We start from the raw sequence: 14499 nt of genomic DNA, 5'->3' as shown, positions 1-14499 counted from the left end.
TATGTTCGGAGCCGCGGCAGATGCCTGAAATCGGAATTGGAATTGTAGGTGGCGGCTATATGGGTAAGGCCCATTCCGTTGCCATGTCAGCGGTGGGGGCGGTGTTCAACACGGCGCTGCGACCACGGCTTGAGATGATCTGCGCCTCGAGCCCGGACAGCGCAGAGCGGTACCGGATGGCCTATGGTTTCCAGCGCGCGACCGAAGACTGGCGGGTACTGGTTAGTGATCCTTCGGTGCAGGCGGTTGTTATCGCCTCGCCGCAAACAACCCACCGCCAGATCGCCGAAGCTGCTTTTGCCTTGGGCAAGCCTGTGTTGTGTGAAAAACCACTGGGCGCTTCGCTGCAGGACGGTCAGGCCATGGTGACCGCGGCCGAGGCGGCAGGCGTCACCAACATGGTTGGCTTCAACTATGCCCGAACCCCCGCCACACAGTATGCGCGTCAGCTTATAGAAGCCGGAGAGCTGGGCGACATTACCTGGTTCCGTGGCGAGCATACCGAGGATTTCTATGCCGACCCCGAGGCCCCGGCCACCTGGCGCACGTCCGGAATGGCGAATGGCACCATGGGCGATCTGGCCCCGCATATGGTCAACGGTGCGTTGGCTCTGATGGGGCCGGTTGCCAAAGTTATGGCCGAGGTTGAAACCGTTCATCATACCCGTCCCGGCGGTGACGTGGACAATGACGATCATGCCCAGATCATGTGCCGGTTTGAAAGTGGCGTGATGGGCAATATCTATGTCAGCCGCATTTCGACCGGACGCAAGATGGGCTATGCCTACGAGGTGTCCGGAACCAAGGGCGCGCTTCGATTTGATCAGGAAGACCAGAATGCCCTGTGGCTGTATCGCCGCGAGGGCCCCGAAGCGCAGCGTGGCTTTACCAAGATCCTAACCGGCCCGGCGCACCCGGATTACGAGTTGTTCTGCCAGGGTCCGGGCCATGGCACCGGCTATCAGGATCAGATCATTATCGAGGCCAAGGATTTCCTGCAGGCGATCCATACGGGCAAAGCCACCTGGCCCACGTTCCGCGACGGGCACGAGGTGAATCGCATTGTCGCTGCCGCGTTGGCCTCCTCTGACCAGCAGAAATGGCAAGACATCCGCGATTTCTGAACACAAACAACGATACGATAGAGAGACAAGAACCATGGCAAAGCTGAAATGGGGCATGATCGGTGGTGGTGAAGGCAGCCAGATCGGGCCCGCGCACCGTTTGGGTGCGCTTGCGGACGGGATGTTCGCGCTGACCGCCGGAGCACTGGACCACCGCCCGGATGTCGGCCGTGCCTATGCCCAAAGCCTGGGTGTCGCCGCTGACCGCGCCTATGGCGACTGGCAAGAGATGCTGGCCGGTGAAATAGACTGCGCCGACCGGATTGATCTGGTTACGATTGCCACGCCGAACTCTACCCACTTCGAAATCGCCAAGGCGTTCCTTGAGGCGGGGTTCAATGTGCTCTGCGAAAAGCCGATGACCATGACCGTGGAAGAGGGGCAAGAGATTGTCCGCGTGGCTGAAGCCTCGGGGAAAATCTGCGCGGTCAACTATTGTTATTCTGCCTATCCAATGGTGCGACAGGCGCGCGCGATGGTGCGGGCCGGTGACATTGGCAAGGTCCGGCTGGTTGTGACCAACTTCAGCCACGGCCACCATGGTGACGCCACCGATGCCGACAATCCACGCGTCCGCTGGCGCTATGATCCCACGATGGCGGGTGTGTCCGGTCAGTTTGCTGATTGCGGCATTCACGCGCTGCACATGGCCAGTTTCATCAGCGATGATGAGGTGAAAACCCTGTCGGCCGATATGGCCTCGACCATCCCAAGCCGCGAGCTGGAAGATGATGCTATGGTTAATTTCCGCATGGAAGGCGGCGCGGTCGGGCGATTGTGGACCTCGTCCGTGGCAATTGGGCGTCAGCACGGGTTCGACATTCAGGTCTTTGGCGAAACCGGTGGTCTGCGCTGGGCATCTGAGCAGCCCAATCAACTGATCTATACGCCCGTCGGTGGTCGTACGCAGATCATCGAAAAAGGCGAGGACGGTTTGCACGATGACGCGCAGCGCCTGTCCCGCGTGGCCATTGCGCATCCCGAAGGGTTCCCGCTGGCCGTTGCCAATATCTATTGCGATCTGGCCGATGCAATTCTGGGTGAAACCCGCGACGGCCTGCCGACCCCATCCGATGGGGTTCGATCGATCGCCGCCGTTCATGCGGCGGTGGAGTCGTCAAAGAGTGGTGGTGCCTGGACAGATGCACGTCCGCCGATGTTCCGGTGATCAGGGGCGGGGCCGCAACGTGCCCCGCTCAATCACGCGGCAGGGAAAAATCCGGGCCTCGGGATAGCGTTTGGGGTCTTTCAGCATCTCTTCGACCAGATCGACAGACGAGGTAATGATCTGCTTGATCGGCTGATGAATGGTTGTCAGTGCGACGCTTTCCCAACGTGACATTTCCATATCATTCAGGCCGATAATGCCGATATCTATACCCGGTTTCAGCCCATGATCAGATAGCGCGGACAGGGCGCCAATGGACAGGATGTCATCGCCACAGAAATACCCTTCGGCAGGGGTTCCCTGCAGTAAGCGCAGCATTTCGGCGCGCCCGGCCTCGAAAGAATAATTGTCCGCGAAGGAATAGGACACGGCGACACTGGGGTGTTTTTCGACCTCTTCCATAAAACCACGATACCGGTCCCGGGCCGAGGTTGCGTCTTTGGGTCCGCCCAGATACCCGATGCGCTTGTACCCGCGCGCCAGCAATTCCCGCGCCGCCATTCGCCCGCTTTCCACGTTGTCGATGCCGACCACATGCACCTCGGGCGAGGTGGCCGAGCGTCCAAACGTATGGACCACAGGCACGCCCGCATCGTGGAACGCCTTGGCAAAGCTGGGCGGCAAGGTCGAAGAGGCCACGATCACCGCGTCCACGGAATACTGCCTGAGCATCCGAACTGAATTTGCAGGCTCGGTCTCATCGGTCAGATTGACGATCAGCGGCCGCAATCCCCGTTCCTGCAGGGCACGGGTGAACTGGTCAAAGACTTCAAGGAAGATCGGGTTGTGAAAGTTGTTCGAGATCAACCCGATCAGCTTGGTTCGGCCAGTCGTCAGCGAAGACGCCAACGCATTGGGGCTGTACCCCAGTGTCTGCGCGGCCTTTTCGACCTTGCTGCGGGTTTTGGCAGACACCGACGCGCCTTCGGTAAAGGTCCGCGACACCGCTGAACGCGACACACCAGCCAGTGCGGCGACGTCTTTCAGGGTGACACTCATGACAGGCACCAAAGATCTAAAGGAGGGCAGATATGCGGTTTCATGGCGGAAATACTATGCATCATTGCATGAAACTTGCAATCGGTTGCAAAACTTCCCGGCAACTGAGGCCACGATCGTGACAATTTCGCGAAAAGGGAATGGTGGGTGATGAGAGACTCGAACTCCCGACGCATTGTTAAAAAACAATGACTTAGATGGTGTTTTGTAACCGTGTAACCGGACCTGAAATGGGCTGGATGACGCAACGTAAGGGGGTTTGTGCGTGTGGCTTGCTGCGGGTTACAGCCACTTTACTTCAAATAGTCGTCCAGATTTTCTGGCTCAACACTTTTCAAGTTCTGCCAGATCGAGAGGCATGACTTAAACCAAGTGTCACTAGTGCCCAATGAGACATACTTAGCGGGAACGACACGCTCACGAGCGATGTCTTCCAGTGAGATTCCCTCTTTCAACTTTTCTCTGTCTTCTCTGCGATAATCCAACGGATAGATTAGTTCCATTGCGATGATCTCTGCCAAGCCTTCCGACTCCGTTTCAGGCGCGGCGTTTTCATCGAATATAATGGCCCCGTCTTTCAGTTCATGAATTGTCTTACAAGGGTCAGGTTGGAAGTCGCCGGGCTCATCAATCAATACGTGGCACATTTCCTTAACAGAAGAAAATCTCTTCCAACTCGGGTTTTCGGAAGCCATGACGTAAATTTTGCTTGTTCGCCCTTCGTCGAAGCGTTCAACGAAGGCTCTGTGAAACCTACTGTCGTGATCCAACTCGAATTTCTCAATCTTCGTGCTTGTGAGGATTTCAATAATGCGCTGAATATTCTCAATGCTCACCTGACCAAAATCGCCATCTGTGTGCATCCAGTAGTAGTGGTCTACACGTTTCGCAGCGTAGAAGGCATTGATGATTTTCTGTATTTTATCAGACATAAAAAAACCCGGGGCATAGCGTGGAATTCACTAGCTATGCCCCGGGCAAATGAGTGTCAATACGAATGTTTAGGCTGTCTTTATCAACCTATAGTCGCCAAAATCCAAAGGCTTGCCGCAGCCTTTAGAAATCGCTTCTTGGATCGAGCAAAGATCAGCTTCAACTTGGGCCGGGCTTCCTTCATCAAGGTTCTTGTGAAGAAATTTCACGTCTACCAACCCATCTTCGCACTTAGCCTGATAGAGGCGCGCAGCCCCAATCTCGGTGTAAGTTTGGTCGTTCATATCCGCCTCCAAATTTGGCCGGAAGGCCGCGTTAATACGTCGATCAACGTAGAGTTGATCTATCCTAGTGTGGTCTCTTTTTGCGTTACGCCGCTATTGCGACGATTTTGTGGCGCGTTGATCGCACTCTAAAGCGTTCGTTATATCTATCAGCGCGCCTGTATGCATTCCGGTTCGGAATTGCTAGACAGCTTCTTGGCGCTGATGGACCTTTTCCCCCGGCATCAGAATGATACCATGTCAATACTTGACCCTCTTTTGCATGACAACTCTACCACGACAAGATGATTCGCGTAGTATTTTTGCTTGAGCGTGTCTTTCAGGGTCATGCCAATAGACTTGTCAACCGCTATTTATGCAACATTCTGCTAACTTCAAGCGTAATGTAGTCCTCGTTGAGTTAACGTGGGGTTTAGGTGGTTTTATTGAGCAAAAACGTGTGTAGGCTAAGCCGCCTCCGCGATTTGAGCATCACTCAGCACCGACACCGGCCAGATATTTCCAATCTCACCCAGAGCCGTGACAACCTCGGTCTCGGGGTCAGTGCCGCATTCTTCGAACGGCTCAGATACCAGCTTTTCCAGTTTGGCTTTCAGTGCGTGGTAGATGTGATCCGGCAGATAGATTTCTTGTGTATTTGGGTGGGCCTGCACGAAACTATTCCTCTTTAAGGTGATTTGGCGCGCTCAGACTCGCATAAGTGGAATCCGGGGAGCAAGCGAAAAAGTGTCGTAACATATTGTTTTTATTGTGAGTAATGGCTTACTTACCGCTGATAGTATGAACCCCGCGCCGGTTAACATACATCGCATTGATGATCCTGCGCGGGGTTCGGAGATGCGGAACATGCTGGAACCGCATCGTTATGGTATAACATTTTTTAGTTAGCCGCCAGACCTTTTCGCTTGGCGGTTCTCGCGGCGCTTTGCTACTTCTGCCTCAACAACTTGAACTAATGCGTCACCAGTCAGGCCTTGCCCCCTAGGTCCGAACTTCTTGGTGAACCGGGCGCGGACGTTACTGTCTGCCTTCTGGTCCTTCTTGTGCCGTTTGCGCTGTTCCGGCGTCATCGCAGCCAACACCTCTTGCGGTGTCATATCGTTCGGTCTTTCACGCGACCGGCGGCTGGCGTTGTAAGTCGGGCGGCCTTCTTCTGCGCGCCAGCGGTCAGTCTCGTTCTGATTGCGGCCAACCGGATCGGCGTCGCGGCTTTCCTCAGTCTTCCGCTTGGACCGGGCCGTAGCGGCGTCAGACATAGCCTGATGGTAAGCATCCGATCCTTGTTCTGATTTCGCGGCCTGAACCAATGCTTCGGTTTCGGCACTGCGTGCCTTGTCGTAACGTGTCAGGCGGGGCTTGTGGTCGATCCGGTCATGGGATGCCTCAACAGCCCTCACAGGGGGCACTGAGGCTGTTTGTTCGTCTGTCTGGTCCAAGTCATCCAGTTTAGACAGAGCCGCCTCTATCCGGGCGCTCTGGCGCTCTGCGTGGGCTTCGTCGCTGATGCCCACTGTCAGGTCATCTTGGGGGCTCGTAGGCGCACCACCCGCAAAGAAGGCACGTAGATTTTCTGCCTTTTCCAAATCATCCCGGTCGGATTCTGCTATAAGCATGGTAGTTCCTACGATGTTGAGATTGGAGGGGGCGGCGGTGCGACGCTGCCCCTTCTTTTGATTAGGCGGTCAGCAGGTCAGCAAGGTCGCGCGCCACGTCACACGGGAAGGACTTTGTCACATTGCCGGTGAAAGGAATGGTCAGCTTCACACCATTGCCTTTGCGTTCGATCAGGTAGTTGTGCTGCATGTTGACGAGCTTCTGAGCTTTCTCATCGCCGTCAACGAAAGCGCGCAGTGTTTTCGCCAGATCGGCGGCACCGTCTTTCGAGAAAGGGATAGGGGTCTGATCGTCGAATCCGATCAGAGCGCCAGAACCATATGCGTGTAGATTCACACCTTGAATACCCGGCGGGATGGTGCCTTTGGCGATTTCACAATTCACCATGTATCCGATGGTTTCGGCGTAGGACAGACCGCCCTTTGCATCACCAATGGCTTTGACTTGGGCATGGCGTTCCGGGGAAAGTTTGATAGCGGGGTTAGACATGGGGTCTCCTGTTTCGTCTTCCTCGAAACCTAACAGTTAACCATTTCAACCTCAACCCGGAAGTTGTAATTTATGCAATAAAAGCAGCATTATAGATAGACATAACGAAACGAAGGTGCTTGCCACCCCGGAAGGTGTTTTGAGGAAAATGTAGAATTCTGCCCGTTCTTCTTATTCTTCTTTATTAGTAAGAATAGGTAAGAAGTAATATCTATATATACGAGCAAAACTCCACATTTTGAGAACGGGCAGAATTCCACATTTTGGGCAGGGCTTTGCTTCTCCGGGGCGGGCAGAACTCCACATTTTGACGGGCAGAATTCCACATCTCCGGATTAGCGCGCACCTTGCCGCCTGTTGTTGTGGAGATTTCCCGGGCGTCCCTGTCTCCGGATTTCGTCTACCACAACCCCTCTCATTGACGCCTCAAGCTGCACAGACATGCGTTCAGCCAGATCGGCGTTTTGCTGGGGTGTGCCAGCCGACCCATTAACTGTGATCGGGGAATTGATCGTGACATTGGGCGCAACATCAGCACCCACAGAGTCAGAGCGCGCCGCTGAGACGGCCTGAACGGGTGGTCGGCCGCCCACATACCCACCAGACGCATAACCACGCTTAGCGGAGCTGTGCAGCGCCTCTAGGTTGCTGACGCCAATCCGGTTCGTGGCCTCTTTGCTCATGACGTATTCGCCGCGGTGAACGACACCAGCCGGTTGGAATTTGCCGCCATCTCCGGTGTAGCCACCCTCTGCAAAGAAACCACCCATGAACGCACCCGCCGGGCCGCCGACGAGGCCGCCGATAATTGACATAAACAGTTTCTTGGCTGCCATTGCTGCCAAGTCCTTGGCTAAGGCTGCCAGCGCTTCGCGTGCGCTCATCGTGCCGGTGACGATCCCAGTGAATGCGTCTGCAGCCTGATTGGTGAAATTGGCACGCGCCGCATCGACTTCATCAAATTTCTGCGCGGTTTGCTGTGCTGATTGCGCCGCCTCAGCATAGCCACTTGCCAAAGCGCGAACTTCTTCAAGCAGCGCCGGGGTAATCTGTCTGCCGGATTCTTGCGCAGCATGTAGCAATTCGGCTTCCCGTCGAGCTGACGCAATTGCAATTGAGTATTCCCCACCGGCAGCGGCACTTGCGACAAGGGCAGTCGCCTCAAGTTCCAACATGGTGATCTCTGAGCGCAATGCAGATGCGATGCGTTCATACTCGTTAAGCCTGTTTGCGCCACCGCTCCCGGTATCCACATTCTCATGGAGCATCGGCGGCGCAGCTCTAGGCCGGGGCGAAGAGGTCGGTGCCAGATCGGATGCAGGCTGATTGCCTTCTAGCTGGCGGCGCTCAACTTCTGATTCACCATTACCCCTGCCAGATGATGTATAGCCGCCGTTTCCGGGTAGTTGTGTTTTCAGCAAAGCGGCTTTGCCAATCGCTTTATCCAGTGCATCGCCAATGCCGCCAATGGCTGAAATCACGTTTGCGAAACGGGCACCGTCAATCTCTGCCAGTTCCTTGGCGACTTCACGGGCGTCGCCAACAAGTTCGCCGATCTCGGTCTCGAATTCGCTGGCTTCGATCTGGCCGCTTTCCAGCGCATCCACCAGCCGTTTCAGGTCGCCCATGATATCAGCCAGGGCGAACCGTGCGTCGGTGTTGTCGATCTCGAAAACGCGCACGCCATCCGGGCCGGTCATGCGGTTGATCAGGTTGAACAGCTCATCATAGGTGCCGTGCAAGTCGCGTAGATCACCAGCATGAGCTGCAATGGCGGCCTTGTTGCCTTCAAGGCCCTTGGCGAGTTCTTGACCCAGCACAGCCTCAGCCCGTTCAATGTCGCCAAAGATACCTTCAAGGTTCTTCTTGGCGCTGAGGATGCCAGCCACACCTTCCGACATTGAGACGGCCAGCTTCTTACCGAATGCGCTGAGCCGGGTGTTTAGCTCATCAAACTTGCGGCTGACCTCATCTGCCGAAGCAACAACGTCATCATCCAGAACTGCACCCAGTTCGTGCGCCTTGTTGATTGTGTTGCGCAGCTCAGTATCGCTTCTTTCCATAAGCTGAACAAAGCGTTCGCCACCTGTGCCACCAAAAATCTCATCAGCGACACGAATGCGACTTGCGCGATCTAAACGGCGCGACCGTTCAAGAATTTCAAGCATTAGTTCGGACGGCTTCTGCAACTTCTTTTGAAGCTGTTCAGCGCTAAACCCTAGACGGTCGAACATCTCAGCGCCACCGCCCTTGCCGGTTTCAATGAACTCATCAGCGCGCAGATTCAGTTCCTTGAAAGAGTCGACCATCGCGTCAACTTCGATGCGGTTCTGCTGCGCGATGAAACGCCATTCCTGATGTTCTCTAAGTGACAACCCCGCACGCTTCGCTTCGTCGCCAAGTTTCGCCACGCCCTTGGTGGTGTCAGAGATTGCCCTGAGCGTCGAAGCCGATGCGATACCACCGGCCAAAGGGATTGCCATGCGTGCAAAGCTGGCGGCGACGTTTCTGCCCATCTTGGAATAGGTGGCGTCCATCCGGGTGGCGGATTGCTGCGCCCGGCGCTCCATTTGCTGTGCGCCGCGCCGTTGTGCGCGGTTCGCGCGTTGCAAACCCTTTTCAAGTTTGTCGATCCGGGCTTCGATAGGGACAATTAGGCCGGGCAGTGTTGCGTCGTTCATGCTGCTTCCTCAAGGATATCTGACAACGTTTTGTAATTCGGATCGTTGTATTTTGATTTGTTGGATTCTGCGGCGACGGCCCGTGACACAGCCATGACGGCGGCAAAGGCACCGTCGATGTGGTCGTGTTTCGGATCGGCCTTGAACATTGTGATCTTGCCGGTATCGCCGGTCACGGCAGCCACGTTAGCAAAGTGATTGCGCAAGACCGGATTGCCGTCATGCCGGATCACACGGCCATTCACGGCGCGGACAAATTCACCTGTTGCCGGTGCCATCGTTGCCGGACCCTGCCGCATCTCGATCATGGGCAGGCCGTCATCGTGAAGTTCCATGGCGGCCACGCGGAATTTCCACGGGTCATAGGCGATCTGTTCAACGGAATAGTCTGCGCATATTTCCTTGATCAGGTCTTGAACGTCTTGTTGCGGAATGACCGGCCCGTCGCTTGCTGTGATAAAACCATCATCAACCCAGCGCTGATATGGCAGACCTTCCAGCCGTTCCCGCTCTTTCAATCCTTCGCCAGCGACAAAGAACCATGGCTTGATTGCGATCTGGTCGTCAGGCAAGCGCCATGCGGCCACCACTGCGGCAAGGTCGCCAGACTGCGCATAATCCACGCCAAGGTAACAAGGCAGTTCTGCGAAGTCGGCTTCACCGTCCGGGAAACAACGTTCATCGTATGTGTCGAAGTCGAACAGCGGTTCACGGCTGTTGGCGTGCCAGACATTCAGGCGGTATTGCTGAAACTCGAAGCGCTTGGACGAATTTTGCTGCGCTTCCAGCGCCTCAGCTCGAACCCCTTTCAGGTCGCAGAACCCGTCTTTGAAGCCGGGGTTGAGTTTGTGCCAAACTTCCTCGTCCAGCCAATCGTCACCCTCTTCAGGTTCAAAGATGATCGGCAGAAACGCGGGGTTGTCGATTTCACCAAGCGCCACCTTGCGCGCATATTCGTAGCGTTCGGCAGCGAGCCCTTCGCGGCCACGGCCTGCCGTGGTGGCGACAACAGTAAGGCCGCCAATTCGCTTTGACATGCCGCTCTTAATTGCTTCCCACATTTCACGTCCGGCCTTGTTGCGCCAGACGTGGATTTCATCAGCCAGGACGAATGTTGGCGTGGTGCCGTGCACATTTTTACCATCGCTGGAAACTGCTTTTAGCCGGGAACTATCTATTTTCGATTTGATGGATTTGGGCGCGTTGCTGGGATCATAGATCGTTGCTGAGCGCTTCAAGCTCTTTTGGTAACGCACCAGTTCGGCGGCTTCTTCAAAGCCTGTTGCGGCCTGTGATCGGTCAGCGGCCGCAAAGATGATCTGGCCGCCCGGCAGTTTCTGCGGACCCAGCAGGTGAAGGATGGAAAGCGCAGCCGCCAATGATGTTTTGCGATTGCCGCGCGGGATCATCAGAAACACCTCACGCACCAGTCGTTCACCGTCTTCGTCAACCGGGCCGTAGATGCGCCGCACAATTCGTTCTTGCCATTCAGACCATTTGATTTTCTGCTTGGGTTCAGTGCTTTTCGGATGCCTAAGACCGCGAAGGAAACGAACAGCGCGTTCCCCGTGCCCAAGAGGGTCCGGGATCTCGCTGCCATCAAACAGCCAATGAGGATATGTGCTTTTCTTGGGCATCTCAGATATTGGTCAGGTCTTCATCGTCGTCATCCGAATGCACAGCACCGATCCGGGCGCGGCTTGTCGGTGTCAGGCCGTATTCGGCGGCGAACTGGCGTGCTGTCTGCATGTAGCGGATTTGAAGCCCGCCCAATTTCAGATCAGGCAATGCACCTGCGCTCATAGTGTCAGCGATCAGTTTGGATGCACCAACGGCCACGCAGTAAGCTTCTACACCCGCCATGTCTGCCTTGGTGATCACGCGCCGGGCAATGAGTTGGGGCATAATGCGTTTCCACTCACCTTTGGCATGTGCCGAAAGGTATTTCGGCACCGGGGGTGCTTTGGTCAGGGCTTCGGCATCAGGGGAAAGGGGCGGCTTCACACCGCGTGAATGCACGCTCATGACGCCACCACCGAACAACGCAGCTCAAGGCCGCGTTTCCTGCCCTGTTCCACGATCTCGTCAATGTCGTAAACCGTGCTATCGAAGGTCACGCGATCTGCCGTTGTGATCTCATTCAGATACCGAATGCGGAACACCGCGCCGCTTGCGTCACCTTCACCGAACCCGGTCAGGTATTCTTCGGCACTGAGCTGCACCAGCTCTGCCCGGATGGTTGCCACGGGTGCCCATGTCTTCGACACGGCACCAGACGCGGCCACGGTTTCAGTTTCGCGCTCAATGGTGATCTGCCGATCAAGTTTGCCAGCCCGGATCATAGTCACGGCCTCCACCGAACCACGCCGGACACCGTAGCAACGCCGTGGCAGTATGCTTTGTCGGGGTCTGGGTCGCGCATGTATTTGAAGCTGGGGCGTCCGTATGTATCGATATCAGTCTCGGTCGGAACTGGCGCATCCCAAAGCGCATGAGCAACGGCAGCGCCGATTTGCCGGGCCATGTCTGCACCGTCTTCAACCGCCCAAACATGCAGGTCCAGCCAGACACGCGTCAGCTGCCAATCACCAGACCGGCCAAGATTGGCGGTGTCAGGGTTCGCCAGAATGACACAAGGCAGCTTTTCCGGGCGCGTCGATCCAGCCCGGATATGGTCAACAGGAACAAGGTCGGTGACTGCCGAACTGGCGATCAAAGCCGATCTGATTTGCGTCTGGAACTCAATATCGGGCGTGATCATGCCTTGCCCTCCGCTGCCTTCTTGATTGCTTGACCGATAGCGCGGCTGATGCGCCGCTGTGCACGGGGTTTCGCCAGTCGAGCACCCGGACGCATGAACGGCTGTGCTTCCTGTTTGACGGTGCCGAATTCCTGCAAGTGGCCGTGCCGCACGTCTTCATTGCCGACAGTGACAAGCGCTTGGTTCGGACCAGCAGTGCGCTTGCCGCCACCCTCGGCATAGGCGGGTGTTGTCTCGCCCGGTGCGGTGACTTCAATAAACTCGATCAAATCGCCTTCATCTCTTGGCGCTAGAGCGCGCATGGTTGCGGCGTATTCTTCGGCACCTTTGACAAGAGCAGGGCGCACAGCCGTGACCACCTCTCGGGGAATGGCATTCAGGCGGGCTGCCAGTAGCTTCGATTGTTCGGTCAGGCTCTTATTCCGGGACATAGCCAGTCACCGGATTCTTGTAGGGGGAAAGCAATTCACTGACACCAAAGGGCACCGGGGCGGTGGTCATGCCAAATGATGCGGCCTCGCGCTGTTCATACCAATAGGCCGCAAGCTGCAATGCCGCTTCGGTCAGAGGTGCTTGACCGGCAACAAAGGGCGTCCCGGTGTAGTGGCCGATCCATGTTTCGGCTGCGTCCAGCTTATGTGCCAACAGCGCGTCATCAAGACTATGATCAAGGTTGAGCTGCGATTTCAGCAGCGCAACAGGTGTCAGTGCGGCCATCAGCTCGCCTCTCTTTTTGAAAAAGTTATTTTCGACGTGTCTTGTGCGGACGTCCCCACGCCGGTCCCCTCAGAGGCCCCAAAGTTCGAGACCACCCCCGGTCTGTTGCGGCTGTTCTTCGATACGGGTTCGGACAGGATGCTCGCAACCGGCCATCCTTGCTTGAGTCGATAGCGTAGGGTGGCATGCTTGATACCGGTTAGTTGCGTCCATTCATTAAGGCTGCGTTCTTTGCCGTTGAATGTGAGATAGAAGCCGGTAGGGCGGCGGCGCTTTTGCACAGGCTTCTTCGGCTTGAGCGGTTGCTTAGGCTCTTGCTTAAGTTTGGGCTTGGGTGCGGCGGCAGTCAGCCTCCGGATTGCTGTAATGATCAGCCGATCTTTCAGCCTTTCACCGGGCTCTACAGCGATAGGCTCGCCGATGGCACAGCCGACAGGCCAACAATCGTTAAGCCGCTTGATGATCGTTGCAGGGGGAATGCCGTAGTCCAGTGCCCAATCGGTGACGGATTGAGTGGTTCCTTGATAGGTGAGCTGTGTCGTGGGTGTCATCCGCCGCACTCCGAACCCAAAGCAGCTTGGCGGGTTGAAAGTCGGAATGTATCTCCGCAATAGTGCAGATGCCCGTAGCTTAATTGGTAAAGCGCTGTCCGCCTTGAAGTGGTGATCAGAACAACTGACATCGGTGAAAGACCGGTCGCGGAGATGCCGGTTCGAACCCTGCCGGGCAATGAACAGACAGACTTGCAACTAATCATCACTCACACTCCAGCCGTTGCTTGTGGCGGCTGTGACAGGACGTGCAGAGCGGTTGCCAGTTTGAGCGATCCCAGAACAGGCGCATGTCGCCACGATGAGGGATGATGTGATCAACCAGCGAGGCCTTGGCTCCACAGCCGGACCACGCACACCGATCATTGATCTTTAGGAAGGCGTCACGGGCTGTTCGCCAGTTACTGCCGTAGCCGCGCGCAGACGCAGAAGGGCGGCGTGCGTCATGGCGCTTGTTCCGGGCTCGGGTGCGCGCAACCTGACAGGCGCAGCGCTCGCCATGCGGAACGATGTTGCCGCAAGTGCAGATATGAGGCGGGCGGGGCATTAGATCATTTGCCCTTCGCGTATTGTGCTGAGTGCGCGCAGGTTCGCCAACCCAGCACGGTCGAACTCAGGATCAAGGCCGTTCTGAACATTCTCTTGGCATTGTTCTTCGATCGAGCCGTTTTGTTCTTCTTCAGGTGCGCCGTGGATAGCCATGAGCTTGCTCATGTGGGCTTCAAAGGCGTCCGTGATTTCTTGGGGAGTGGCGTTCAAAGCTATCTCAGGCGGCCAGCCCATCCAGCCGGTCGCGTAGCCGTAAAGCTGCTTGAACAGATCGGTCCAAGGTAGTGGATCGGTGTTTTCCGGTCGGGCCTTGCCATCGTCTGCACTGGTCGGAAACAGAGCCATGACAAACTCAAAGAGTTGCGCGATAGCTGCGTTTGCGAACCCGGACAGGGGTTGTGTCGCGACATAGCCGAACAGGGCATCAGTGGCTGCTTTTCCACCCCCAGCAGTGATGACGTGCCAGACAGTCAGGGTGTCAAATTCTTCCAGTTTGCGTAGCAGCACAGGAAAGCCACCGTGCAGCCGCTCAAGGTGCATGGCAGCCCGCAAAGACGGGCGCAGGAACACGGTGTGACCACCGTGTTCCAGTGCGATTGCGTCATATGCGAGCTGCGGTTTCATGGTTG

18 protein-coding genes and 1 tRNA gene are annotated in these 14499 nt (G+C 56.2%); 3 read left to right on the top strand and 16 right to left on the bottom strand.

Annotated elements, in window-relative coordinates:
- Nucleotides 1-20 precede the first annotated feature (20 nt).
- Entirely contained in the window at nucleotides 21-1124 is a 1104-nt protein-coding gene (locus SJY13_RS11400) for a Gfo/Idh/MocA family protein (protein WP_377191032.1), read from the top strand.
- 34 nt (nucleotides 1125-1158) lie between these two features.
- Entirely contained in the window at nucleotides 1159-2292 is a 1134-nt protein-coding gene (locus tag SJY13_RS11395; RefSeq protein WP_377191030.1) for a Gfo/Idh/MocA family protein, read from the top strand.
- Here the strand turns inward: SJY13_RS11395 and SJY13_RS11390 are convergent, their stop codons facing one another.
- From SJY13_RS11390 to SJY13_RS11325, 14 genes are all read right to left on the bottom strand, one after another.
- Entirely contained in the window at nucleotides 2293-3291 is a 999-nt protein-coding gene (locus SJY13_RS11390; RefSeq protein WP_377191028.1) for a LacI family DNA-binding transcriptional regulator, read from the bottom strand.
- Between the two features lie 293 nt (nucleotides 3292-3584).
- Entirely contained in the window at nucleotides 3585-4223 is a 639-nt protein-coding gene (locus tag SJY13_RS11385) for a hypothetical protein (protein ID WP_377191026.1), read from the bottom strand.
- Between the two features lie 69 nt (nucleotides 4224-4292).
- Nucleotides 4293-4508, bottom strand: a complete 216-nt coding sequence (locus tag SJY13_RS11380; protein WP_377191024.1) for a hypothetical protein — start codon at nucleotides 4506-4508, stop codon at nucleotides 4293-4295.
- 446 nt (nucleotides 4509-4954) lie between these two features.
- Nucleotides 4955-5161: a hypothetical protein gene (locus tag SJY13_RS11375; protein WP_377191022.1), complete on the bottom strand. Its 207-nt coding sequence runs from the start codon at nucleotides 5159-5161 to the stop codon at nucleotides 4955-4957.
- A gap of 231 nt (nucleotides 5162-5392) precedes the next feature.
- Nucleotides 5393-6121 carry a hypothetical protein gene (locus tag SJY13_RS11370; RefSeq protein WP_377191021.1) on the bottom strand — a complete coding sequence of 243 codons (729 nt, stop codon included), beginning with the start codon at nucleotides 6119-6121 and terminating at the stop codon, nucleotides 5393-5395.
- 61 nt (nucleotides 6122-6182) lie between these two features.
- Entirely contained in the window at nucleotides 6183-6611 is a 429-nt protein-coding gene (locus SJY13_RS11365) for a hypothetical protein (RefSeq protein ID WP_377191019.1), read from the bottom strand.
- Between the two features lie 335 nt (nucleotides 6612-6946).
- On the bottom strand, nucleotides 6947-9292 hold the full coding sequence (locus SJY13_RS11360) for a hypothetical protein (RefSeq protein WP_377191018.1): 2346 nt from the start codon (nucleotides 9290-9292) through the stop codon (nucleotides 6947-6949).
- The gene (locus SJY13_RS11355) at nucleotides 9289-10929 is read right to left on the bottom strand and encodes a terminase large subunit (protein WP_377191016.1); all 1641 of its coding nucleotides are present in this window, start codon (nucleotides 10927-10929) and stop codon (nucleotides 9289-9291) included. The genes SJY13_RS11360 and SJY13_RS11355 overlap by 4 nt, the downstream gene beginning before the upstream one ends.
- Nucleotide 10930: 1 nt before the next feature.
- The gene (locus tag SJY13_RS11350; RefSeq protein WP_377191014.1) at nucleotides 10931-11317 is read right to left on the bottom strand and encodes a P27 family phage terminase small subunit; all 387 of its coding nucleotides are present in this window, start codon (nucleotides 11315-11317) and stop codon (nucleotides 10931-10933) included.
- Nucleotides 11314-11634 (bottom strand): phage head closure protein, encoded by a 321-nt coding sequence (locus SJY13_RS11345; RefSeq protein ID WP_377193611.1) that lies wholly within the window; start codon nucleotides 11632-11634, stop codon nucleotides 11314-11316. Before SJY13_RS11345 ends, SJY13_RS11350 begins: the two co-directional genes overlap by 4 nt.
- Before the next feature lie 2 nt (nucleotides 11635-11636).
- The gene (gp17, locus tag SJY13_RS11340) at nucleotides 11637-12053 is read right to left on the bottom strand and encodes a tail completion protein gp17 (protein WP_377191012.1); all 417 of its coding nucleotides are present in this window, start codon (nucleotides 12051-12053) and stop codon (nucleotides 11637-11639) included.
- A complete protein-coding gene (locus tag SJY13_RS11335) occupies nucleotides 12050-12484 on the bottom strand; it encodes an HK97-gp10 family putative phage morphogenesis protein (RefSeq protein ID WP_377191010.1) in 435 nt (144 codons plus the stop codon). The genes gp17 and SJY13_RS11335 overlap by 4 nt, the downstream gene beginning before the upstream one ends.
- A complete protein-coding gene (locus tag SJY13_RS11330; protein WP_377191008.1) occupies nucleotides 12471-12770 on the bottom strand; it encodes a head-tail connector protein in 300 nt (99 codons plus the stop codon). The genes SJY13_RS11335 and SJY13_RS11330 overlap by 14 nt, the downstream gene beginning before the upstream one ends.
- A complete protein-coding gene (locus SJY13_RS11325; RefSeq protein ID WP_377191006.1) occupies nucleotides 12770-13321 on the bottom strand; it encodes a hypothetical protein in 552 nt (183 codons plus the stop codon). The genes SJY13_RS11330 and SJY13_RS11325 overlap by 1 nt, the downstream gene beginning before the upstream one ends.
- Nucleotides 13322-13389: 68 nt before the next feature.
- Here SJY13_RS11325 and SJY13_RS11320 point away from each other — a divergent pair.
- A tRNA-Phe gene (locus tag SJY13_RS11320) sits at nucleotides 13390-13498 on the top strand.
- A gap of 28 nt (nucleotides 13499-13526) precedes the next feature.
- On the opposite strand, the gene SJY13_RS11315 is transcribed toward SJY13_RS11320, so the two are convergent.
- Nucleotides 13527-13868 (bottom strand): HNH endonuclease, encoded by a 342-nt coding sequence (locus SJY13_RS11315; RefSeq protein WP_377191004.1) that lies wholly within the window; start codon nucleotides 13866-13868, stop codon nucleotides 13527-13529.
- Nucleotides 13868-14494, bottom strand: a complete 627-nt coding sequence (locus tag SJY13_RS11310; protein ID WP_377191002.1) for a hypothetical protein — start codon at nucleotides 14492-14494, stop codon at nucleotides 13868-13870. The genes SJY13_RS11315 and SJY13_RS11310 overlap by 1 nt, the downstream gene beginning before the upstream one ends.
- Between the last annotated feature and the right edge of the window lie 5 nt (nucleotides 14495-14499).

The sequence above is a fragment of the Ruegeria meonggei genome, from assembly GCF_042768335.1.
GTDB lineage: Bacteria > Pseudomonadota > Alphaproteobacteria > Rhodobacterales > Rhodobacteraceae > Ruegeria > Ruegeria meonggei.
Note: the sequence above shows the minus strand (reverse complement) of the source record. Positions and strands in the feature narration are given on the sequence as shown.

Excerpts from the sequence above, each read along its gene's own strand:
- SJY13_RS11400 (WP_377191032.1), top strand. The coding sequence starts at position 21 with ATGCCTGAAATCGGAATTGGAATTGTAGGTGGCGGCTATATGGGTAAG.
- SJY13_RS11395 (WP_377191030.1), top strand. The coding sequence starts at position 1,159 with ATGGCAAAGCTGAAATGGGGCATGATCGGTGGTGGTGAAGGCAGCCAG.
- SJY13_RS11390 (WP_377191028.1), bottom strand. The coding sequence starts at position 3,291 with ATGAGTGTCACCCTGAAAGACGTCGCCGCACTGGCTGGTGTGTCGCGT.
- SJY13_RS11385 (WP_377191026.1), bottom strand. The coding sequence starts at position 4,223 with ATGTCTGATAAAATACAGAAAATCATCAATGCCTTCTACGCTGCGAAA.
- SJY13_RS11380 (WP_377191024.1), bottom strand. The coding sequence starts at position 4,508 with ATGAACGACCAAACTTACACCGAGATTGGGGCTGCGCGCCTCTATCAG.
- SJY13_RS11370 (WP_377191021.1), bottom strand. The coding sequence starts at position 6,121 with ATGCTTATAGCAGAATCCGACCGGGATGATTTGGAAAAGGCAGAAAAT.
- SJY13_RS11365 (WP_377191019.1), bottom strand. The coding sequence starts at position 6,611 with ATGTCTAACCCCGCTATCAAACTTTCCCCGGAACGCCATGCCCAAGTC.
- SJY13_RS11360 (WP_377191018.1), bottom strand. The coding sequence starts at position 9,292 with ATGAACGACGCAACACTGCCCGGCCTAATTGTCCCTATCGAAGCCCGG.
- SJY13_RS11355 (WP_377191016.1), bottom strand. The coding sequence starts at position 10,929 with ATGCCCAAGAAAAGCACATATCCTCATTGGCTGTTTGATGGCAGCGAG.
- SJY13_RS11350 (WP_377191014.1), bottom strand. The coding sequence starts at position 11,317 with ATGAGCGTGCATTCACGCGGTGTGAAGCCGCCCCTTTCCCCTGATGCC.
- SJY13_RS11345 (WP_377193611.1), bottom strand. The coding sequence starts at position 11,634 with ATGATCCGGGCTGGCAAACTTGATCGGCAGATCACCATTGAGCGCGAA.
- gp17 (WP_377191012.1), bottom strand. The coding sequence starts at position 12,053 with ATGATCACGCCCGATATTGAGTTCCAGACGCAAATCAGATCGGCTTTG.
- SJY13_RS11335 (WP_377191010.1), bottom strand. The coding sequence starts at position 12,484 with ATGTCCCGGAATAAGAGCCTGACCGAACAATCGAAGCTACTGGCAGCC.
- SJY13_RS11330 (WP_377191008.1), bottom strand. The coding sequence starts at position 12,770 with ATGGCCGCACTGACACCTGTTGCGCTGCTGAAATCGCAGCTCAACCTT.
- SJY13_RS11325 (WP_377191006.1), bottom strand. The coding sequence starts at position 13,321 with ATGACACCCACGACACAGCTCACCTATCAAGGAACCACTCAATCCGTC.
- SJY13_RS11315 (WP_377191004.1), bottom strand. The coding sequence starts at position 13,868 with ATGCCCCGCCCGCCTCATATCTGCACTTGCGGCAACATCGTTCCGCAT.
- SJY13_RS11310 (WP_377191002.1), bottom strand. The coding sequence starts at position 14,494 with ATGAAACCGCAGCTCGCATATGACGCAATCGCACTGGAACACGGTGGT.